Annotated in this window: 25 protein-coding genes; 9 read left to right on the top strand and 16 right to left on the bottom strand. The window is 44.6% G+C overall.

Annotated elements, in window-relative coordinates:
• The first annotated feature begins 461 nt into the window (after positions 1-461).
• From NYG90_RS07905 to NYG90_RS07865, 9 genes are all read left to right on the top strand, one after another.
• A complete protein-coding gene (locus tag NYG90_RS07905; RefSeq protein ID WP_115012309.1) occupies positions 462-779 on the top strand; it encodes an SMR family transporter in 318 nt (105 codons plus the stop codon).
• Positions 780-783: 4 nt separating this feature from the next.
• Positions 784-1,110 carry a divalent-cation tolerance protein CutA gene (cutA, locus tag NYG90_RS07900; protein ID WP_285257488.1) on the top strand — a complete coding sequence of 109 codons (327 nt, stop codon included), beginning with the start codon at positions 784-786 and terminating at the stop codon, positions 1,108-1,110.
• Positions 1,111-1,168: 58 nt separating this feature from the next.
• Positions 1,169-2,524, top strand: a complete 1,356-nt coding sequence (gene ffh / locus NYG90_RS07895) for a signal recognition particle protein (RefSeq protein WP_285257487.1) — start codon at positions 1,169-1,171, stop codon at positions 2,522-2,524.
• 87 nt (positions 2,525-2,611) lie between these two features.
• Positions 2,612-2,845 carry a 30S ribosomal protein S16 gene (rpsP, locus tag NYG90_RS07890; protein ID WP_115011382.1) on the top strand — a complete coding sequence of 78 codons (234 nt, stop codon included), beginning with the start codon at positions 2,612-2,614 and terminating at the stop codon, positions 2,843-2,845.
• A 31-nt stretch (positions 2,846-2,876) separates the two neighbouring features.
• The gene (locus tag NYG90_RS07885) at positions 2,877-3,116 is read left to right on the top strand and encodes a KH domain-containing protein (protein WP_115011381.1); all 240 of its coding nucleotides are present in this window, start codon (positions 2,877-2,879) and stop codon (positions 3,114-3,116) included.
• Positions 3,109-3,798: a ribosome maturation factor RimM gene (gene rimM / locus NYG90_RS07880; RefSeq protein WP_285257486.1), complete on the top strand. Its 690-nt coding sequence runs from the start codon at positions 3,109-3,111 to the stop codon at positions 3,796-3,798. Before NYG90_RS07885 ends, rimM begins: the two co-directional genes overlap by 8 nt.
• A 4-nt stretch (positions 3,799-3,802) precedes the next feature.
• Positions 3,803-4,552: a tRNA (guanosine(37)-N1)-methyltransferase TrmD gene (trmD, locus tag NYG90_RS07875; RefSeq protein ID WP_285257535.1), complete on the top strand. Its 750-nt coding sequence runs from the start codon at positions 3,803-3,805 to the stop codon at positions 4,550-4,552.
• Positions 4,524-4,880 (top strand): 50S ribosomal protein L19, encoded by a 357-nt coding sequence (gene rplS, locus NYG90_RS07870; RefSeq protein WP_285257485.1) that lies wholly within the window; start codon positions 4,524-4,526, stop codon positions 4,878-4,880. Before trmD ends, rplS begins: the two co-directional genes overlap by 29 nt.
• A 109-nt stretch (positions 4,881-4,989) precedes the next feature.
• Positions 4,990-5,466, top strand: a complete 477-nt coding sequence (locus tag NYG90_RS07865; RefSeq protein ID WP_285257484.1) for a GNAT family N-acetyltransferase — start codon at positions 4,990-4,992, stop codon at positions 5,464-5,466.
• A 19-nt stretch (positions 5,467-5,485) separates the two neighbouring features.
• Here NYG90_RS07865 and NYG90_RS07860 read toward each other — a convergent pair whose 3' ends face one another.
• The 16 genes from NYG90_RS07860 to fliG form a co-directional block, all read right to left on the bottom strand.
• Positions 5,486-5,713 (bottom strand): hypothetical protein, encoded by a 228-nt coding sequence (locus tag NYG90_RS07860; protein WP_115011377.1) that lies wholly within the window; start codon positions 5,711-5,713, stop codon positions 5,486-5,488.
• On the bottom strand, positions 5,700-6,077 hold the full coding sequence (fliS, locus tag NYG90_RS07855; RefSeq protein ID WP_115011376.1) for a flagellar export chaperone FliS: 378 nt from the start codon (positions 6,075-6,077) through the stop codon (positions 5,700-5,702). Before fliS ends, NYG90_RS07860 begins: the two co-directional genes overlap by 14 nt.
• Positions 6,078-6,112: 35 nt before the next feature.
• Positions 6,113-8,137, bottom strand: a complete 2,025-nt coding sequence (gene fliD, locus NYG90_RS07850; RefSeq protein WP_285257483.1) for a flagellar filament capping protein FliD — start codon at positions 8,135-8,137, stop codon at positions 6,113-6,115.
• 41 nt (positions 8,138-8,178) lie between these two features.
• Positions 8,179-8,505, bottom strand: a complete 327-nt coding sequence (locus NYG90_RS07845; RefSeq protein ID WP_285257534.1) for a flagellar protein FlaG — start codon at positions 8,503-8,505, stop codon at positions 8,179-8,181.
• Between the two features lie 124 nt (positions 8,506-8,629).
• Positions 8,630-9,946, bottom strand: coding sequence for a murein hydrolase activator EnvC family protein (locus tag NYG90_RS07840; RefSeq protein WP_285257482.1), 1,317 nt, complete (start codon positions 9,944-9,946; stop codon positions 8,630-8,632).
• Position 9,947: 1 nt separating this feature from the next.
• Positions 9,948-10,757, bottom strand: coding sequence for an FtsX-like permease family protein (locus tag NYG90_RS07835; RefSeq protein ID WP_285257481.1), 810 nt, complete (start codon positions 10,755-10,757; stop codon positions 9,948-9,950).
• Positions 10,744-11,418, bottom strand: coding sequence for a cell division ATP-binding protein FtsE (locus tag NYG90_RS07830; protein WP_285257480.1), 675 nt, complete (start codon positions 11,416-11,418; stop codon positions 10,744-10,746). The genes NYG90_RS07835 and NYG90_RS07830 overlap by 14 nt, the downstream gene beginning before the upstream one ends.
• On the bottom strand, positions 11,415-12,701 hold the full coding sequence (gene trmB / locus NYG90_RS07825; RefSeq protein ID WP_285257479.1) for a tRNA (guanosine(46)-N7)-methyltransferase TrmB: 1,287 nt from the start codon (positions 12,699-12,701) through the stop codon (positions 11,415-11,417). Before trmB ends, NYG90_RS07830 begins: the two co-directional genes overlap by 4 nt.
• Positions 12,701-13,945 (bottom strand): fibronectin type III domain-containing protein, encoded by a 1,245-nt coding sequence (locus NYG90_RS07820; protein WP_285257478.1) that lies wholly within the window; start codon positions 13,943-13,945, stop codon positions 12,701-12,703. Before NYG90_RS07820 ends, trmB begins: the two co-directional genes overlap by 1 nt.
• On the bottom strand, positions 13,875-14,897 hold the full coding sequence (locus NYG90_RS07815) for an RluA family pseudouridine synthase (protein ID WP_181814189.1): 1,023 nt from the start codon (positions 14,895-14,897) through the stop codon (positions 13,875-13,877). Before NYG90_RS07815 ends, NYG90_RS07820 begins: the two co-directional genes overlap by 71 nt.
• Positions 14,898-14,904: 7 nt before the next feature.
• A complete protein-coding gene (locus tag NYG90_RS07810; protein ID WP_285264917.1) occupies positions 14,905-15,591 on the bottom strand; it encodes a beta/alpha barrel domain-containing protein in 687 nt (228 codons plus the stop codon).
• Positions 15,588-16,943, bottom strand: coding sequence for a tetratricopeptide repeat protein (locus tag NYG90_RS07805; protein ID WP_285264916.1), 1,356 nt, complete (start codon positions 16,941-16,943; stop codon positions 15,588-15,590). Before NYG90_RS07805 ends, NYG90_RS07810 begins: the two co-directional genes overlap by 4 nt.
• Positions 16,883-17,287 (bottom strand): YkgJ family cysteine cluster protein, encoded by a 405-nt coding sequence (locus NYG90_RS07800; protein ID WP_285257475.1) that lies wholly within the window; start codon positions 17,285-17,287, stop codon positions 16,883-16,885. Before NYG90_RS07800 ends, NYG90_RS07805 begins: the two co-directional genes overlap by 61 nt.
• A gap of 8 nt (positions 17,288-17,295) precedes the next feature.
• Entirely contained in the window at positions 17,296-19,158 is a 1,863-nt protein-coding gene (gene dxs / locus NYG90_RS07795; protein ID WP_285257474.1) for a 1-deoxy-D-xylulose-5-phosphate synthase, read from the bottom strand.
• Positions 19,159-19,167: 9 nt separating this feature from the next.
• Positions 19,168-19,965, bottom strand: a complete 798-nt coding sequence (fliH, locus tag NYG90_RS07790) for a flagellar assembly protein FliH (protein ID WP_115011365.1) — start codon at positions 19,963-19,965, stop codon at positions 19,168-19,170.
• Positions 19,952-20,986, bottom strand: coding sequence for a flagellar motor switch protein FliG (gene fliG / locus NYG90_RS07785; protein WP_115011364.1), 1,035 nt, complete (start codon positions 20,984-20,986; stop codon positions 19,952-19,954). Before fliG ends, fliH begins: the two co-directional genes overlap by 14 nt.
• Positions 20,987-20,994: the final 8 nt, after the last annotated feature.

Genomic DNA, 20,994 nt, shown 5'->3' with positions numbered 1-20,994 from the left:
AATCGGGGATTTCTTCGCCGCGCTGCGTCGATAGACAGCCAAGTCTTATCTCCTTGCGCGGCTCGAAAAGCCCCGATTTCTCATCGCAAATCCTAGAATCCCACAGCGGCTTTACAAAACAGGCTGAAAACCTAGAATCCACTTTTGATAAAAACGCAGAATTACAAAAAGTGGATTCTAAGAAAAACGCCCAAAGTTTAAACACGCCGCAGAACAAAAAAGCTGAAGTTGTGTTTGATAATCACGCCGCAGGCGGCAGGATTTTTCTAAAGAAACATCGGCTAACGCCGAGCGGTATCCCTTGTTTTGATGAAAAAGCCAACGCCCAAAACCTAGAATCCACTTTTTGCACCTCACATACAAGCAAGCCCTCCGCCCTATCCTTCGCGCTGCTTAGTGCAGGGCTTATCGGCGTAGTGGCTCTCTCACTTCTAGGCTATGTGTGGCATAGCACGCCTGCTATGCTTGGCTTTGCGTTTGTGTGTATCGCAGCGGTGCTTGATGTGGTGGCAAATCTGCTGCTTAAAGCCTCAAATGGCTTCTCTAAGCTAGGCTATGGGCTAGGCGCGGTGGCAGTGGTGATTGGGGCATTTTATCTGCTTATGCTAGCCCTAGATTCTATGGAGCTTGCAGTGGCGTATTCTAGCTGGGGGGCGATAGGGATTATCGGCACGATCGCTGGGGGGAGAATCTTATTTGGCGAGCGGCTTAATGCCATAGGCTATGTGGGGGTCGTGCTAGTCATCGCAGCCGTTGGACTACTGCACGAGATTATTTAGCGATATGGAAGCCTATATAATCCTAACCACCACAAGCAGCAAAAAGGAGGCAAAGTCTATTGCCAAAGCCCTTTTAGAGCACAACCTCATCGCCTGTGCGCAGTGGAGCAAAATTAAAAGTCTCTATCGCTTCAAAGGACAAATCCACTGCGACAAAGAATATCTCCTACGGCTTAAAACCACCAAGAGTGCGCTAGAAAAAGCGCGATCTATGCTACTCTCACTCCATAGCTATGAGACTCCGCAATTCTTAGCCCTAGCCATTGATGAGATAAGCCACGAGTATGCGGCGTTTATCTATGCAAACACGCGCCAAACACACATAGTTTAAGCCCGCTTGTATTACAATGCCTCCTGTGCAACTAGAATCCACTTTGTAAGGAAAAACAATGTTTGATACTCTAAGTAGCTCTCTGCGCTCCATTGCTTCTAAAATCCGCTTTAATGATGATGAAAAGGCTCTTAACCGCGCCCTAGATGAGCTGAAAAAAACCCTACTCAAAAATGATGTCCATCATAAGGTTACCAAATCCCTGCTAGATCACATCGCCCAGCACACGAAAGAAAAGGGCATAGGCAAGCAAAATTTCTTAGACGCGCTGCAAGCTGCATTGCTAGAGATTCTCACCACAAGCGGGCATTATGGCTTTGTATATGCGCCAAAGCCCCCTACAATCGTGCTTATGTGCGGTCTGCAAGGAAGCGGGAAAACAACCACTTCCGCCAAGCTTGCCAACTATCTCAAAACGCGCAATAAAAAGGTGCTGCTTGTGGCGTGCGATTTAGCGCGTCTTGCGGCAGTAAAGCAGCTCCAAGTGCTAGGAGAGCAAATCGAGGTAGAAGTCTTTAGCCCAGATTCTATGCCACAAGCAGAATCTAGCCCCCTAGCAGTAGCACAAGCTGCCAAAAAACGCGCAGAGCAAGGGGGCTTTGATGTGATGATTGTGGATTCTGCGGGGCGGCTGGCGATTGATGATGCGCTAATGAGCGAGCTACAAAGCTTGCGCGATTATTTAAAGCCTAATGAGATCTTTTATGTCGCTGACTCTCTTAGCGGGCAAGATGGCATTAGAAGTGCGCAGGGCTTCCACGATCGCATAGGGCTTAGCGGCGTGATACTTACAAAATTTGATAGCGATACAAAAGGCGGTATCGCGCTTAATATCGCTTATCAGCTGCAAATCCCGCTGCGCTTCATCGGTAATGGCGAGAAAATCCCTGATCTTGATATTTTTATCCCAGATCGCATTGTCTCAAGGCTTATGGGAGCTGGGGACATCATCTCCCTTGCAGAAAAGACAGCTACAATCATCGATGAAAAAGAAGCAAAAAATATCAGCAAAAAGCTCAAAAAAGGGCAATTTGGCTTTGAAGACTTTCTAGCGCAAATCGAAAATGTCAAAAAGCTTGGCTCAATGAGCTCGCTTGTATCGATGATACCCGGACTCTCCCAAGTGGCTGGACAGCTAAAAAATGTAGATTTAGATAATTCCAAGGAGCTAAAAAATATCCGCGCGATGGTCAATTCTATGACAAAAAAAGAGCGCGAGAATCCAGATTTACTCAATGGCTCAAGGCGCAAGCGAATCGCACAGGGCGCAGGGCTTGAAGTCGCTGATATTAACCGCATTGTGAAGCAATTTGATATGGCATCTAAAATGGCAAAAAAATTTAGCCAAAAGGGCAGTATGCAGGATTTGATGGGGCTAATGGGACAGATGAAAGGCAAAGGTGGCATAAGATAAGTCATCTCCCTAGTCTTTAAGGGTAAAAATATATTTTTATGTGTATAATCCGCGTTCTACTAATAATTAAGCAATTAAGGAGCAAGTATGGCAACTGTTATCCGCCTAACTCGTATGGGTCGAAAGAAAAAGCCATTTTATCGCGTGGTAGTTACAGACTCTCGTAAGAGACGCGATGGCGGCTGGATAGAATCTATCGGCTACTACAATCCGCTAACCCAGCCTGCAACAATCAAAATCGATACTGATAGGCTTGCATATTGGAAAGGCGTGGGAGCTAAGATGAGTGAGCGTGTCGAAAAGCTCGCAGCCGGAAAATAAACCCAATAAACTCTGCTAAGGTTTTGGCTCAATGGTTGAGAAGTTTTTAGAAACCTATGTGAAAAAAATAGTCGCTTCCCCAGACAAAGTCTCCATACGCTCAAGTCAAGGAGATGGCGTGCGACTTTTAGATGTGTTTGTCTCAGTCGATGATATGGGACGCGTCATAGGCAAAGATGGCAGGATGATTGTCTCTTTAAAAACTTTTGTCTCTGGCTGCAAGGCAAAAGATGGAATGACCTACAAAATCACTGTTCATCCTTGTGAATAATTCTCCACAAACAGCCGCAAATCACGGCTCTAAACAATCCCCAAACACACAAGATACCACCCCAAGTGAAAAAGTGGATTCTAGGCTAGAATCCACTTTTTTGGATTATGCTGATTATGTCATAGAAGTAGGTAAAATCGGCAGAGCTGTGGGGCTTAAAGGCGCGCTAGTCTTTCACCTAACAAGCGATTTTGAAGAATTTTTGCAAGCAGGCACAAGGCTTTTTGCCGATAGAATGCAACGCTTCCTTACCATACAATCCATCACAAAAAGGCGCAGCGATTTACTGCTGACATTCACACATATAGATTCTAGGGAGAAGGCACAAGAGCTTGTTAATATGCGCCTATTCACAAGCAAGCAAGAGACACGCGCAAAATGCCCGCTTACAAAAGATGAGTTTTTTTATTTTGATATTATTGGTTTAGAGGTCATAGAAAATGATGAAGTGCTAGGCAAGGTCATCGAGATAGAGCGCATAGGCAGCACAGACTATCTCCTAATCGCCCAAACCACCCCAGCAAGCCCCGATCAACCCCAGCCACAAAAATCCACCAAAGCCAAAAAGCCAAAGATCTTTTATCTCCCATATATTGATGCGTATGTGCTACATATCTCCCTTGCGACTCCTACGCAAAATGGCGGCATCTTCACGCAAAATGCCAAATCACTCTGCGAGTAGCGATATGACCTTTAGCTTTATCACGCTTTTTCCCACGCTTATTGAGAGCTACTTCCAAGAATCTATCCTAAAAATCGCTAGAGAAAAGGGCTTGATCGCCATTGACACAATCCAGCTACGCGATTTTGCGCGTGATTCTTACAAAAGTGTCGATGCCCCTCAAATTGGCGGCGGGGCAGGACAGGTGCTTTTGCCTTGTGTGCTAGAAAGGGCGATCCAACACACCATAGCCAAACCCTCACAGCCCCCAGAATCTAAAAAAGCTCATATTATCTTCCTTACACCTTGCGCCAAGCAATTTACCCAGCACGATGCAATGCGCCTAGCCCAAAAAGAGCATATTGTCTTTGTGTGTGGGCGATACGAGGGATTTGATGAGCGTGCCATTGAAGCTTATGCTGATGAGGTGTTTAGTGTGGGGGATTTTATTGTAACAGGTGGGGAGCTAGCGGCACTTTGCCTATGTGATAGCATCGCACGCCAGATCCCCGAAGTGCTGGGCAATAGCGAATCCCTGCAGGGTGAAAGCTTTGAAGGCTTTTTGCTTGAAGCACCTGTCTTTGCGCGGACAAATGATGGCGTTAAGGATTTTACCCCAATTTCAGAGTATTCAAAGGGAAATCACAATAAAATAGCCGTTTTGAAAAACCATTTAGCTCTATGCAAGACGCGCTATTTTCGACCAGATTTATTTGAGCGATGGAAAACTACACAAAGGGTGTGCGATGAAAAACCGATACATAGAAAGCTTTGAAAAAGCCCAAATCAAAGACAAACAAGCGCCTACTTTTAAGGCTGGCGATACCATTAAGCTAGGGATTCGCATTGTAGAAGGAGATAAAACTAGAATCCAAAATTTTGAAGGTGTGTGTATTTGCATTCGTGGTAATGGCGTGGATAAAACTTTCACCGTGCGCAAAATAGGTGCAAATAACATCGGTGTAGAGAAGACTTTCCCTCTATATAGCGAGAGTCTTGAGAGCATTAGTGTGCTTCGTGTAGGGCGTGTGAGACGAGCTAGACTCTATTATCTCCGCGACCGCAAAGGAAAAGCTGCTAGAATCAAAGAAGATAGAAGCTAGCTTTTACGCGCGAGCCACTCGCGAGCTTGCTACTATGTGCTAAACCTTAAAATACACATAACTTCCGCGTGTTTGCTAAGTAATCCAATCCTACAAAAAGGGCTGTGTCTTGTCTTTTGCTCTTTGCTCCTTACGCGATAATCCACACTTGCTACATCAAGCGCAAAGATTTTTACTCCAAGCATGGGCAGATGAAAAATCATCGAAGTTCTACGAAGAAGTCTTGCAATGTAGCGTAGATACAAAGGGCTTTATCCCGCACTTCCTTTTTGCCTTACTAGAGAAAAAAATTGTAGGCTGTGTGGGCGTGGCATTACAGGATTTTGTCTCTTGCGCAGATCTATATCCATTTTTGATCGCACTCTATGTCGCAGAATCTCATCGCAAAAAAGGCATAGCACAACGCCTTATCCGCCGCGCTAAAAATGACTGCCAAGCTCAAGGCTTTACTAGCTTATATCTCTGCACTGATTTGCGTGGATTCTATGAGCGATTTGGATTTACACTCTACACGCAGGCACACGACATCTTTGGCTACAATAACCGCATATACCGCTGCAGACTAGACAAAGTCCTAGATAGCTAGCTTATGATTATTGGGTATTTTAGGAATTAATCTCTATGAATTTTTTTGCCGCTTTGATTTGGAGCATTTGGATTCTAATGTGGTTTTTCTCTTCTTCAAGTAAATCAAGCACTTGAGCGATAAGCTCCCTTGCTTGTAACATTGTCTCTATATCATCAAAGCTTTCAGGAAGTGTTTGTATAAGCGCAAACGCCCTTTGCGCATCTTTTTGAAGAATGGCTACTTTTAAACTATCAAGCCAGCTCATTTTGGTGAATCTCTCTCCACGCTTCAAGCAAGCCTCTTGCGACATTGATGACAATGTCAATCTTCTCTGTATTATCCTCCACATTTGCCTGCGTGAGTAGCTTGATTTGATGAGTATAAAGCCCTGTGAGATATGTAGCCACCTCTCCACCTCTCTCATAATCCAATACATTAAGCAACTCTGTGAAAATATCTGTTACGCGATTGATGTAGTAGATCTTTTTCTCAATATCCCCTAGCTCCATATGTCGCTTTGCCTGTCCGCAAAAGCGCAATATCCCTTCATAAAGCATCTCAATCAGCTTGGCTGGGGATTCTACGGAGACTTCATTGTGTTGGTAGAGATTGTAGGCGTTGCTTCTCATAAATATCCTTTCCTAAGTAAAGCTACTTCTTCAAGCTACTTTTTGGCGACAGATTGATCAATCATCATCTGCACTGAACCAAAGGCATTTTTCGTCTTTGCGATTTGGCTATCGTAAGCCGCAAATCGACTCGCCATTGTCTCATAGCGCGTATCAAGCAATTCTGTGGCACTTTTCTTGTCTTTTTGCAAAGCCTTGGCATCTCGCTCTAGTGATGAGCCAAATGCTTCAAGCCTTGAATTACTACCATCGGCTAAAGTGGCTAAAAATTTATCAATTTTTGCAAAAACACCATCGATATGTGTCTCTCTCCCAGAAACCTCTTGCTTATCCTTGCCGTAAAAAAACTCCTCTGCAGCCTTAGGATCAGCACTTATAGCACTTGTGAGCATAGACTCATCTAAGAACATCACGCCTTTATCATTGAGCGTGATACCATAATTCACAAGGCTTGCAAGCTTGCCATCCACAAGCTCCGAATAACTAATCAACGAATTAAGTGAAGATCGTATTGTGCGTATATCACTCACGCCATTAAACACTCCTGCAATACTTGTATCCTCATCATAGCGCGTGGTTTCATTAAGCTTTGGGACTAGCTCATTGTAAGCTTTCACAAATTCTTTCACTTGCTCGATGATATTAGCATCATCTCTGCCTATGCTAATGATCGCTGGCTTACCCGGCTCGGTGGTGGATTGCAAGCTCATTGACACACCACCCACCACATCGTTAATCTCATTGGTTGGGCGTGAAATTTGCGCTCCATTGTAGGAGATAAGAGAATCTTGCCCTCGTTGGATATTTTTGATTTTAAACAAACTATCCTGCAGTTTCGCATAGCTTTGGATTGTCCCAGATTTTAAGCCAATGCTCTCTATCGCCTGCTTGCCCGCTTCATCTTGCGCACTAATTTTAATCTCCCCGACCTCAGAGCTTAGCGTAAGCTTGCCCGATCCATCGGTGCTTGCGTGCATACCAGCGATATTTTCTATGGCTTGGGCGATGATTTGAGCGTTTTGCTCGCTAGTATTTTTATCTTTAGTCATCTTGGCAAGATCAAGTGGCACACTCCCAATCATCACCACCCCACTAAGCTTACCCTCTTTCACCATCTGTCCAGATTCTATCAATGGTTCCTGCTTGGCTTGCCCACTACCAAAGCCCAGAGAGCTAGCCTGCGCACCAGTAGCACTAATGCCATATCCGCGCAAATCATTGATCACAAGCCCCTTGCCATCTTTATCAAGCCCTACATTGATCTCTGTATCAAGCAAATCTTTTAGCTCGCTATTAGATTCTATGGCTTCTCTTATAGCTTCTTTAAGAGCCAAGGCACTATCCCCAGAGCCATCGGTCTTTAGCTTGATACTCAAGCTTTGCTCATTGCCATTTTTGTCTGTCAGCTGCAAAGTGAGATCATCATCGCCTAAATCCATCGCACTTGATGGGATATTTGCTGATAGCACCGTGCCAAAGTAGATTCTACTTTGATCTCCCATTCCTTTGGAGTTTAGCATAAGCTGATAGGGCTTTGAGCCACCTGTCTTCATAATAATGCCCGTTACCTCGCCATTTGTCTCATCAGTAACAAGCTGAGCGACATCTCCTACACTCATACCGCCTTTAATATCAATCTTATAAGTTCTCCCCTGTGTGTAAAAGCTAAGACTTACATCATTTTCACTAAACACACTATCGCGACTCTCAAACTTCCCCCCCACTTCATTGATGTCGCCCTGAGCTAGCTGATGCACATCAACTTTAATATCTTGCATTGGCACACCGCTTGCGACAGTTGCTTTGATCGCATCGCTATTGACATTAGTTGTGCGCCCCAAGTATGAAGAATAATCCGCTAGAATCTTAGTGGGTGTGCGGATCGCTGATACCAAAGTCTTGATCTCGGCAAGAGCGGTTTGCTTCTCGACATTTTGCTCCATCTTCCGCTCTATAGGGCGGATCATTGATTTTTCATCTGCTTCTCGTAGCTTATCGATGACATCATAACTCAACACGCCACTACCGACCCCTAATGAGTTGATCCTACCTACTGCCATACCCAATCTCCCGCAATCAGCCCTTTGATCCTAGTTGGATTCTACACTTCCTTATCAAAGATAAGCCCGACTACTTCGTGCATTTTCTTTGTCAGCTCAATGGCTTCTTTGCTAGGGATTTCGCGAATCACCTTACCACCATTACTTGGATCTTTCACAGTTACAACAAGTCCGCCAATATCATCGTTATAGCTGAAGTTAATGTCAGCACCAATATGCTCCATTTTCTTGTTGATTTCTTTTGCTGTATGTATAAGCTCGCCACGAGTATGCATCTCATCACGCTGGACTTGAGCAGAATTCGCCGCCCTTGTATTTGAAGCCTGTATAGAATCTTGCTTGTAGGCTCGTCCTGCGCTATTTACCATACCATAAAGCGTATTTTTGATAGAAGAAAACTGATTTGTATGCACCTCTGCCATAGCAACCTCCTTGTGATTTTAGCTTAGGTAACACTACTATCGACTATTTTGTAAAATGTTTTAATAATTTTTATTTACTTTTTGCGATAACTTCTATAGGGTCGATATGTTTGTCTTTTTGTGTGATTTCAAGTCCTAGCCGTTGCGAAACTCGCCCAATCGTATAGCCCTTTTTGACAACAAATCCGGGCTTTACGGTTGGGGCGATTTTATCAAGCTGAGAATAGATCGTATAAGTCTCATTGCTATGCTCAACAATCACGACCTTCTTAAGCACGGGGGCTTCTTTGGCATAGACCACCTTGCCATCAAGGATGTTATATACAACAGCATTTGGCACTTTTGACAGCAGTGTAATAGACTCATTAAACACTTTGAGATTATACACAGGATCAAAATACGGACCAAAGTTTTGCTCAATCGTATAATACTCCAAAGGCGCGATAGTCTTTGCCCCAGTGTATTTGATAACAGAGACATTCTTATAGCTATTTGCTACTTGCACGATATTGAGATTATCTTTCTTGGGCTCTGGTGCAGAGATGCTAGTGGCAGCAGATTCAGCACGCGCTCTAGCTTCTCTCTCCTCTTTTTCTCTTTGTGCCTTTTGTGCTGCAAGCACAGCTTGTCTTTGTCTCTCCAGCTCTTTTTGTCTGTCAGCTTTAATGATATTGAGATTTTGCAAGATAGAATCCAGCCCTTCGCGCTCTTTGGTGATTTGCACGAGTTTTTGATTATAGTCGTTTAGCTCGGCTTGTAGCTTATCATTGAGTAGATTTTGCTCATTGATCATTTTCTGCAGCTGCTCTTTTTTATTTTGTTGCGTGCCTATTAAAGTAGTAATTGCATTGATATTATTTGTGATAAGCCCAATTTGATCGGTAATCTTTTTTTGCTTTTCGCTTAGAGATAGGATTTTACTTTGACTTTGTTTTGTCAAAAGCTCAAAAGCCTCTTCAAGCATAACATCATCAGGAGAAAGCACACTTTGCTTGTCTAAAACAAGCAAAAATGATAAATCCTTGATAATAATGTTGGCGATATAAGCTTGTATGGCACTTTTTTCACCCTCTAGTGATTGCAAAGTCGTGCGCAAGGATTCTAGTCTCTTTGCTTGGGCTTGGCTTTGATTTTGGTTTTGATTGATGCTTTTTTGCAAAAATACAATTTGCTCGCGTAAATTTGCAATTTGCTTCTTGCGCGCATTGATGGTATTCCCAAGCGAACTTAGGCGCGATGAGATTTTGCGCTCTTCTTGCGCCTTTGCTTCTAGCTTTTGCTTGTTGGTGTGAATGTCTTTTTCTATATCTTCAAGCTTTTTAGGCGTAGCACTAAGACACAATGGCACGACAATACACACACCACAAAGCATAGATACAAGACGCATTCTATACCTTTCTTTGCAAGCTAATTGCCACAAACACGCAAAACAAACAAGCACCAATTGAAGCCCCTAGCAAAATCCCCAAATCATACACAAACCTAAATACTTCCGCCCCCACCTCTAAAGCATTTAACATATCTTTAGCCATCTCCGTTGTAGAAAAATACAAAAACCCAACACTCACCAAAATAGTCGCAATCACTGCATCATTGATCGCACCTTTTAGCAAAAAGCTATTGCGCATCCACACGCTCGCCCCTAAATAATGCATAATCTGCATTCGTTTGCTATGCTCAAAATGCCAAATCCGTATTTGATCAATCATCAAAAGCACGCTAAGCACTGCCAAAATAAGCGCGAAAGTCTGTATGCTAAACTTGATCAAAAATAGCAAACGATAGGCTTGATTGTGTGTTTTGGCAAAGGATTCTGTCTTGATGATATTTGGGATTTTGTTTAAAGTGGATTCTATGTCGTGCAAACGCCGCTGGCTAGGAAAAGAATCAAGCTTTAGCGTATAGTAGAGTGAAAGCTCTTTTTTGATGTTTTCAAAATCTTCATTATTCATATTGGCGCGGATTTTTTCTAAGATGAAGCTAGGATCAAGCGGCTCAAGAGACAAGGCTTCTGGGATATTTTGCTGGATAATCTCAAGGGAAAGCTTCTTTTTACTAGCAATCACAATGGAATAATTCTGCAAAAGCTTATCTTCTTTACTCACAATAGCGCGATTGATAAGCAAAAAGCTCTCAAGGCTAAACAGCAATGCAAGCAGCGGTAGAAGTAAAAAAAAGTGTTGTTTAATGTTGCTCATAAATACTATTCCTTTCTCGATCGATAAATAAATGCCTATAAGAGATATTTGTGCGCACAGGGACGCGATGAGTAACGACAACAATCGTAATATCAAGCTGCTCATTGGCACTTTTTAGCAAGCTCCAAATCATATCACTAGAAAAATCATCAAGATTGCCCGTAGGCTCATCAGCTAGAATCAAAGCTGGGCGATGCGCGATAGCACGCGCCATAGCCACGCGCTGCTGCTCCCCACCACTAAGCTCTAGTGGGTATTTTGTCGCCTTGTGCAAAAGCCCTATATGTGAAAGTAGCTTTTCTGTCTGCGCCTCGCACGCATCTTTTTTATAGCCATTGATCACCATAGGAAGTGTGATATTTTTCTCGACATTCCATTCTTCTATGAGTTTATAGTCTTGAAAGACAATGCCGATTTTTTGACGCAAGCGAGTGATATTGCTATCTCTGTGCTTAGTGAGATTTATATCACATACGCTAAGAGTCCCACTCATCGGGGTCAATGCCCCATAAAGCGAGCTAAGAAGAGTGCTTTTCCCGCTACCGCTTGGTCCTGATATGAAGACAAAATCCTTATTATTGATAGTAAAGCTCGCATCGATGATGACAGGCTCTTCTCTCTGGTAGCCTAGTGTAAGATTGTTTGCTGTGATGATACTCATATACTCTCCAATATTGTAGTAAATAGCTCGTGTGCCTGCATATTTGCGGGGTTTTGAAGTGGTGGCTCTGGGAGATACTGCCCCGCATAGCCATCTACACTATTTGATTCAAACACAATCAAACGCGTGCAAGGATACTGAAAGTCCCCAAAATGCACCAAAAACGCCACTCTATCGCGCGTAGCTGAAACATACACATCTTGCACACACAAAAACCCTTGCTCAAAACAACGCTTCTCCCACAGATAAGCAAATATCTCTCTATGCTTTTGATTAGGCTGCAAAACATCTTGTGTAGATACTTTTGCCAAAGTGGATTTTACCAATTTTTTATCAAACCCAAACGCACATTTTTGCCAGCTCTCCCTAGAATCCACTTTTGAAGGTTTTGCCTTTGGCGTAATGGTAATGGTGAAAATATCCTTATCCTGTGCTAGCCACCTTGCTTCATATTTGCTTGTTATGCTTTGTTTAGTGTTGATTGTATAAGTCGCTCTAGCATAAGCATTATCTTTGGCTAAACTTAGCACATCATCAAAATATTCCCTATCATCTGTGCGAAATTCTAGATAGCCATCATCTCCTAGCACGCGTAGCACTTCTTGCAAGGGCTTGGCATTTAGCACGCGGCGATTTTTCGCGCTATTCCAAGGCACGGGAAAATGGATAAATATCTCACTCACACTCCCGCTGCTAGCACAGCACAGAAATTGCCTTGCATCAAGGCGTGATACATAGAGATTCTCTAATCCTAGAATCTCAATTTGGCGTAGCACCTGCTCGATGGAGGGCGTATGGATCTCTAGCCCTATCACTAAAGCATCTTTATGCTCTTTGGCTAAATGCAAAATATGCCTACCACTGCCAAAGCCAATTTCCAAAATTACGCGCTTATGTGGTGCTGTGGATTGTGTGGATTCTACTATGGCTAGCACTTCTGTATCGCCTAGTAAAAATGGGCTATCAACCTGCTGCTTTAAGGCAGTGAGCGCGAGATTGTCTTGCACGATTTCATAATGCTTGCTTAGTATCTGCAAGGACATTTTTAATATGCCACTTGGGACAGGACGCAGGCTTTTTACGCCCTTTAGTAGCACATCATTTGCGCGTGTGATTTCATAGACAAAACACAATCTTGACTTATTTTGATACACATAGGGCATAGCCATAAGGGCAAGATTGCTAGATTTTAGGCTATGGAGCTTATAGGCATAAGGCATAGAATCCACCTGTGCGCTATCTAAGCTTTGGGGTTTTGGGACTTTAGCGATGAAGTGTGGCATTATTGGAGAAGCAGCTCGACTTCTTTGCTTGGGAGTGATTCATTCCCCTCTTCATCAACAGAGACGACTTTATAGACATACCGCTTGCCTTTTTGCATTTCTTTATCTGTGAAGCTATTTTTTATCGTGTTGCCAAAGCGCAATGGACTCCCCAAACGCCCTTCATAGCGATATACCGCATAGGCTTTTACACGCGCATTGTTGATAATCTCCCATTCTATCAAAGCGTGGCTATTTTGGATTTGTCCTTTAGTGATGATTGGCGTAGGCGGTGGGGGGAGGGTCGCGCCCTTTGTCGCGCCATTTGGCAAATCGCTTGCGACATCATTATCATCAATCGCACGCACTTTGTAAAATAGCTCCACGCCATCTTTGCCAATCTTATGGGTATAGTAAGTCTTATTGACCTGCACAAGTGGCTTATAAGTGCCATCAATAGTGCTAGAAGTATAAATCTCATAGCGGGCAATATCAGGGACAGCCTCCCAGCTTAGCTGGATATTTTTGGCTAGATTTTGGCTCGCTTGCATTGCAGTAATTGTCTTTGGCTTTTGCCTTGTAAAGCCTTGCGTCTCTGCGCTTGGACGAGATTTGATCCCATTAAGATCTTGCGCGATAATGCGATAAATGTAGTCTTGCGCATCAGCTAAATTCTCATCAAAATACTCTACAAGCAAGCGATTTTTGATCGTAGCGATATTGAGAAATGCGCCATTTGGATTCTTGCGCTGGATAATGTAGCGTGTAATGCTAGGGTTTGGGTGGGGACTCCAAATGAGCTTGATTTTTTTGGCATAGTCTTTTGAAGCAAAGACCTTTTCAACAGGATCGATAAATGATGTTTTCACAGAGATTGCTTGAGATTTTTGCGAGATAGCATTATCAGCCCCAAGGGTGGCGATTTGGAAAGAGTAGGAAGTCTCTGGCAAGAGAGAATCCACAACATAATGCGTGGCATAGGGGTTTTTGATCGTGGCGATTTTTTTGCTCGTGTTGGCGTTATTTTGGAAGATGACAAAGCCCTTTATCGCATTGGGGTTTGGCACGCGGTCCCACTCTAGCGCGATAGAGCTTACATCGGCTATGGTGCGCACTTGAGCGATTATTGGGAGATTTGGATCAAGCTTATCTTGCGCACTTAAAAATCCTAAGGAAGTGCTTTTGCCCCCACAACTACTTAGCCCTATAAGCACTATCCCAGTGATTAAAAGCCTGCACAATCTCATCTTGCCTAATTGCCTCATCAAATTCCTTTACCCCAAAAATCTCTTGCGCGCATTGTAGCATATCTCCGAAGATCCCAGCACGGAAAACCATCTGCTTATGCGTAGCTGGGTGCGTGAGATAGAGCAAATATGCGTGCAGCATTACGCGGCACTCTAGCGCGCCGCTATAACCATACAGCCTATCCCCCACAATGTGGCGATTGATACTCTCTAAATGTGCGCGGATTTGGTGCGTGCGCCCGGTATAGAGCTTAATGGCAAGCAGTGAAGTCTCTTGCGTGTTGATAAGTGGGATAAAGACACTTTGCGAAAATCTAGCTGCAGTGCTATGCTGCCCCATAGCATCGATATTTGCCATTTTTAGGCGATTATTTGGGTGGCGAGCGAGATTGCAAGCAATCATTCGCGGCTCTTTAAGTGGCTTATCAATGAGTGCTACATAATACCGCCCCATAGCCCGATCTTTGAGCTGCTGGCTTAAATATGCGTGTGCGGCATTTGTCTTAGCAATGGCGATCGCCCCGCTTGTCTGCTTATCTAGCCTATGCACAATCCCAGCGCGATGTGCTCCGCTTAGGGTGGAGAGCATTACTCCTTGTGCTTGTAGCCAATCTACTAGAGTCGCTTCTCTCACACTTGGCGCACTATGGACTACGAGATGTGGGGGCTTGTTTAAAATCAACAGCTCTTCATCTTCATAGATTCTAGTGATTGCCATCTCTGGGACTTGTGTAGTGGGCTTTGCCTGCGTGCTGGGGGGCAGCGCGATCGATATGCTCGTATCTGCGGTGAGCCTTAGCCCACATTTTTGACACAATGTGCCATTAAGCGTGATTGCTCCTTGCTTAATCAATGCTTGGGCTTGATTGCGCGAAGTTTCTATCCCCAAAGCCACGCACTCATCAAGCCGCGTGCTAGAATCCACTTCAAGTGTCCGTGTGCTTGCCCCACAAATAACGCGTATCTTCACACAGCCTCTATACTTGCACACACATAAAATCCGCTCGCGTAGCTATGCGGTCTTTAGGCACAAAGTGGCAGATACATTTGGATTGTGGGATCAATGATACAAGCTCATCATACACACTATCATCGACAAACACGCCCTGCGCCTTTGCTAGCACGGCGGATTTTATGTCTTTTAGTGTCTTAATCATATAAAAGCCCATACAATTTAGCCTAAAGGCAAATTCTAGTAGCTCCTTATGCCCCTTACTATCGCGATCAAGCACAATCCCATCTGCACCATATACCACTGCTTGTAGGATTTGATAGGGGGCAATGAAGCTATCTTTTAGCACAATAAGTGCGTTTGTATAATGGCGCAAATACCCTATACACTCTAAGCCCTCCCCGCTGGGATTAGCTTCACTATCTCTAGCGAGATCTAGCACGATGATATTTGCTCTTTGTGTTTGCAAAGTAGCTATAATGGATTCTAGCTCATCAAACACAAAGCCTTTCACAAGCACGCCACGCGGAGAATCTAGCGTGGGAAATATCTCCTTAAACCGCGGTGGATAGGGATTATAAGAGAGCGATCGCCCAAGTAAATCAAAGGGCAAAAGCTCTTGCTCAAAGTGGATTCTAGCAGCAAGCGCGGAGGTGGATTCTAGGACTTTGGGCGAAGAAAATCGCTGGAAAAGTCGCATAAGCGCATTCATTGCTTGACTCTTTTTTGACTCATATCTTGCTTGCCACACACACCTTCTATCTGGTAGCTATGGGCGCGCAAGTCTGGGTTGTTTGTGATCTGGTCTTTTGGGATTTGAGAAAATGCCTTTATCGCACGCTCACAATCTCCAAGCTTATAATACCCCCACGCTAGAGAATCCACATACGCAATCGCATAAGGCTCGATCGCCAAAGCCTTTTGCACATACTCCATACCGCGCTTAATATCAATCTCATAATCAATAAGCAAATACCCATAAAAATTGTAGAAAAACGCATCTTGCGGGGTTTCTGGCTGGCTTTCTTGCCGCCCCTTAGCCTGAAGTAGGGCAATGGCTTCACCAAGCTTTTTGGCAATAGATTCTGCTTGCTTGTGCGTAGGCTGCTCTTGCGCGCTAAACTCATATACCGCCTCTAAAGCTAGAAATTTAGGATTCTGGCTTTGCTCATACGCTTGCCTAGCTTCTTTTTGCGCCCTTGCATAATCCCCTTGCATCACATATAAATCCAAAAGCAGCCCCTTATCAAAAGGAAAAGACTTAGCTATGCCTTGGGCTTCTTGAAATTGCTTGAGTGCGATAAGCACGCGCATAAAATTCATAGCCGCGGGGATTGTAGGGTTTTTGACATAGAGTTTTTCAAAGACATCTTTGGCAAAATCCAGCCCCCGCAAATCCGTATATATGCCAATTGCCTCCTCGCAGAATCTCTCTTCACACCCATAATGCAATAAATGTTGCGATAAGACGCCAAGGGCTTTTTGCTCCTGCTTTTGTGCGACAAATGCCAAAAGGAGCTTTTTTAGCATATCTATATGATGTGTGGTGTCATAGATTTGTTGAAATATGGGCTGGGCGTTTTGGGGCATAGAGCGGAGCATATACATATTGCCTAGCACTTCGCCCACTTCATTGCTAGGCTCTTGCTTGTAAATTTTCTCTAGCACCTTGATAGCCTGATCTATTTGCCCATTTTGCGCATACACATCAGCGAGAATTTTGTTGATAATAAGATCTTCATCATTGCCACTAAGCTTGATATATAGCTCTGCAAGCAGCAAAGCACTTTTAGTATCACGCTTCCCCATAGCTGCTTGGGCTGCAAGCTTGGCATAATAAGGCTCTTTGGTCTCTTCAAACAGCGAGATAAACTCATCAAATGAAGTGGCAAAATCACCGCGATACAAGCTATCAGCCCCATTGAGCAGTGCTGCATCCTCCTTGCTATCAGCGCACAAAAGAGACAATATCACAACAAAGCTGCATAGATATGCTCTCACCCTCATCTCCTGCGATCTTCTGGCTTGCCTTGCGTGCGCACAACGCCCGGGCAAAGCGCGCATAGCTCTGCAAACTGCTCCTTTGCCCCCTCCCAAAAGGGAAACGATCTGCACTGGGCTGGACGCTTCTCATAGATCCCACACTGCTTTTTTGCGGTGTCAAAAAACACGCACGCAAAGCCATCTTCATAAGGCTTTTCAATAAGTGAAAAGCGGTAGCCGACCTTTTTGACATACTGTAAGACAAAGTCCTCAAACCCCACCCCCAAAAATGTGGCGATGGATTCTGCTTCTTTGAGCGTGAGAAAGATATAGCCGCTCTCCCCCACACAGCACCGCCCTCCGCAGCTACCGCACGCCGAGCTATCAAAGCTAAACTCAAAGCCCTCTTTACTCTCTATACTCATAGCCTCGCCTATGGAGTGATATTGTGAGATCTAAGCTTGCTAAGCACGCGCTCAAGCAACGCCTGCTCGCTAAGCCCCACCGAGTGCTCGACACTCTTTGTATCGCCGTGTGGGACAAAAGTGGATTCTAGCTCAAGACTATAAAGTGGCAGCAGCATCTCCCACGCGCTTGCCTGCTCCAATATCGCACTGCCCACGCCGCCATCTCTATAACTATCACTAAAGACAAAGGCGATTTTATGCGTGCGCAAAGTGGATTCTAGCTCTTTGGGCAGTGGCTTACAAAAGCGCAGATCAATAAGACTAGGAGCAAAGCCCAAATCACACAAAGCACGATAGACTTTATCCGCCCTACCCACGCCATTGCCATAGCCGATAAGCGCGATTTGCCTGCCCTGTCGCAAAACTTCTAGCTCACCTAGCACAAATTCGCTTGCTTTATAGCTGCCCTCTTCTAGGCAGAAGGCATTGCGCGGATAGCGGTAAGCACAAGGTGCGCTAGAGAAGCGATAGGCAAACTCTATGGCAAGTCTAAGCGTGGCATTATCGCGCGGGGCAAAAAGCACAAAGCCCGGGATCATACGCAAATACGCAATATCAAAAAGCCCTTGATGTGTCTCGCCATCTTCGCCCACAATGCCCGCTCTATCGATACTAAAGCGCACAGGCAGCCCCATAATCCCCACATCGTGGATAATTTGATCAAAGGCTCGCTGCAAAAATGTCGAGTAAATACTCACAAAGGGGATAAAGCCCTCCTTTGCCATAGCTGCCATAGAGGTTACACTATGCTGCTCGGCAATGCCTGTATCCCAGAATCTATCTGGATATATGTCAATCAGCTCGCCTAGTCCTGTGCCACCAGGCATCGCTGCTGTAACGCCCACGACTCTTTCATCATCTCTAGCAAGCTCGCCTAGCACGCGTGCATACACTTGCGTGGGCGTGGGGACTTGCGCGGATTTTTTCAAGGCTTGCCCGGTTGCAAGATCAAACGCCCCTACGCCGTGCCACTTCTCATAAGGACCTTCAGCGATCTCATAGCCCTTGCCCTTAATGGTCTGTGTATGCACGACTATTGGGCGTCCCAAATCCTGCGCCCTTTTGAAGCAAAAGATTAAATCACTAAGATTATGCCCATCAATTGGACCGATATAGTCAATCCCCATTTCTTCAAACAAAATCCCGGGTGTGATGAGCTTTAGGGATTCTTCAAAGCGTTTAGCGAGATAAGTCGCAGAATCTGGCATTTTCTCTAGCCATTTTTTTGTAAAGTTGCGGAAAGATTGATACATCGGGTGGGAGATGATTTGCGATAAATGCCGAGAAATCGCGCCTATGGGCTTGGCGATACTCATTTCATTGTCATTCAAAATAATAAGCATAGGGTATTTTCTATCGCCTAGCTCATTTAACGCCTCATACACAAGCCCAGCACTCATACTGCCATCGCCAATCAGCACGATGGGCATTGCTTTTTCACTGCGCAAAGCCATAGCTTTTGCCGCGCCTACACCTAGTGAGATAGAAGTCGAGCTATGTCCAGCGACAAAATAATCCGCGCTTGACTCACTTGGCTTGCAGAATCCACTCACCCCACCAAACTTCCGCAAGCTTGCAAACTCATCATATCGCCCTGTAAGCAGCTTATGTGCGTAGGCTTGGTGGGATACATCAAAGATAAAGGGGGATTTTGTGTAATCAAAGACATAGTGCATAGCCACAATTAGCTCTACTGCACCAAGTGTGGAGCTTAAATGCCCGCCATTTTGGCTTACGACTTCAAGGATTCTAGCGCGAATATCAGCGCAGAGATTCTCTAGCTCTGCTAGCTCCATTTGCTTAAGTGGCTTAGGTAGGAAAACTGCCATAACAACGCCTTAATCTTTCAAATTATCCAAAACACTTTGCTTCAAAGTTTTATAGCGATTTGCGATACTCCCATCAATGATCCCGCCGCCATTTGCGATGATCACGCCACCTTTGGTGATAGCATTATCCGCTTCTATCTTTAGCTTTGCGTAGTCCTTTAGCTCTTTTGTCAAAGTATGGTAGTCTAGGGGATTTACGCGCATTTGCACATCAGTAGCATCAGCGATTGATCCTAGCAGCTCCTTTGCCAAGGCTAATGCCACAGCCGCGCTATCTTTCTCCACTTCTTTAGCGATCACCTCTCTTGCAATATCCACAGCAATGGCACTTAGCTCCTTTTCTAGCTCGCGTAAATGTGTCTCAGAATTTTGCATAGCTTTGCCAAGATTGATAGCAGATTCTACAAGTGCGGTGCGCTCCTTTTGCACATCGGCTTCTAGGGCTTGGCGCGTTTTCTCCTCGCCCTCTTTTAGCCCATCTTTGTAGGCATCATTGCGTGCGGTATTGACCCTCTCCTCCATTTCAAGCTGCTGCTTTTCAAATTGGATTTGTAGCTTTGCTAGAGAGCTGGAGAGCTCATCGGTCTTTTGCAGCAGCTTTTCTATCAGCTCTTTTTCTATGCTCTCATCTCCTATGCTCTGTGCTGGGGGCAAGCTGGGGACTTGAGCGGATTCTGGCTGGGGAGTTTTGGGCTTAGAATCCACTTCATCTGCTACAATCGGGCGGAATTCATACTTGCTGATTCTGTGCTTTTCTATATGATTTTTGGTGATGAGATTATCTTCTTCAAAACTACTCAACGACATCCTCCTCTTCGCCTACTTGGATAAGCCCTTGCTCAGATAGCGTCTGCACTGCTTCTACGATCTTGCGCTGTGCGGCTTCGACATCGCGCATACGCACCGCACCCAAAAACTGCATTTCTTCTATGAATTGCTCGCTAGCCCTAGTGCTCATTTGATCAAGGAATTTTTGCTTCAAGTTATCATTTGCCGCTTTCAACGCCATTGTGAGATCCTTTTTATCCGCGACTTTGAGAATCTCTCTAATAGCGTTTTTATCAAGATTGACAATATCTTCAAAGGTAAACATCATCTCTTTGATCTCATTTGCTAGCTGCTCGTCAATTTGCTCGATATAGGAGAGCGTGGATTTTGCAGCCTTTTGCCCAAGGCGGTTGAACATCTCGGCAACCGCTCTTGGTCCGCCCACCTCGACTTTGTAGCTTGTTAAGGATTCTAGCTTGTTTTCTAGCACGGTGGAGACGCGTTTGACGACATTTGGTGAAATATCGCCGAGATTTGCCATACGGATAGCGATTTCTGCGCGCATATTATCATCGCTAAAATGCCCTAAAGTCTCTGCCGCGCTGCTTGCATCCATATGTGCTAGGATAAGGGCTATTGTCTGTGGATGCTCATTGACGATAAAGTCTGCAAGCTGCTGGGGGCGGATTTTACTAAGATAGGCAAAGTTTTTGGCAGATTGCATAGTTTTGGCAAGCTTGTCCAACACTCTCTTTGCCTCTTCTGGTCCAAGAGCTTTGTTGAGCAATTCTCTAGCATAGTCAAGCCCTCCGCTATTGATGTATTGATTAGACTGAAAAATCGCATAAAACTCTTCTAGCACCGCCCCACCGATAGCTTTATCCGTGCCTTTTAGCTGCATAATTTGCTTAGAAATCTCTGTAATCCCATCAATATCAAGATTTTTAAAAATCTCGCTAGTAAGCTCCTCGCCTACTTGGATCAGCAAGATAGCAATTTTCTCCGACATTGAGAGTTCATCATATTGTGCGCGTTGGCGTTGGTTTAATTGTAAGCTCATAATGCCTC

It is taken from the genome of Helicobacter zhangjianzhongii (genome assembly GCF_030249855.1).
Taxonomy (GTDB): Bacteria; Campylobacterota; Campylobacteria; order Campylobacterales; family Helicobacteraceae; genus Helicobacter_B; species Helicobacter_B zhangjianzhongii.
The sequence above is the reverse complement of the archived record's forward strand: the minus strand, read 5'-3'. Positions and strand labels throughout refer to the sequence as shown.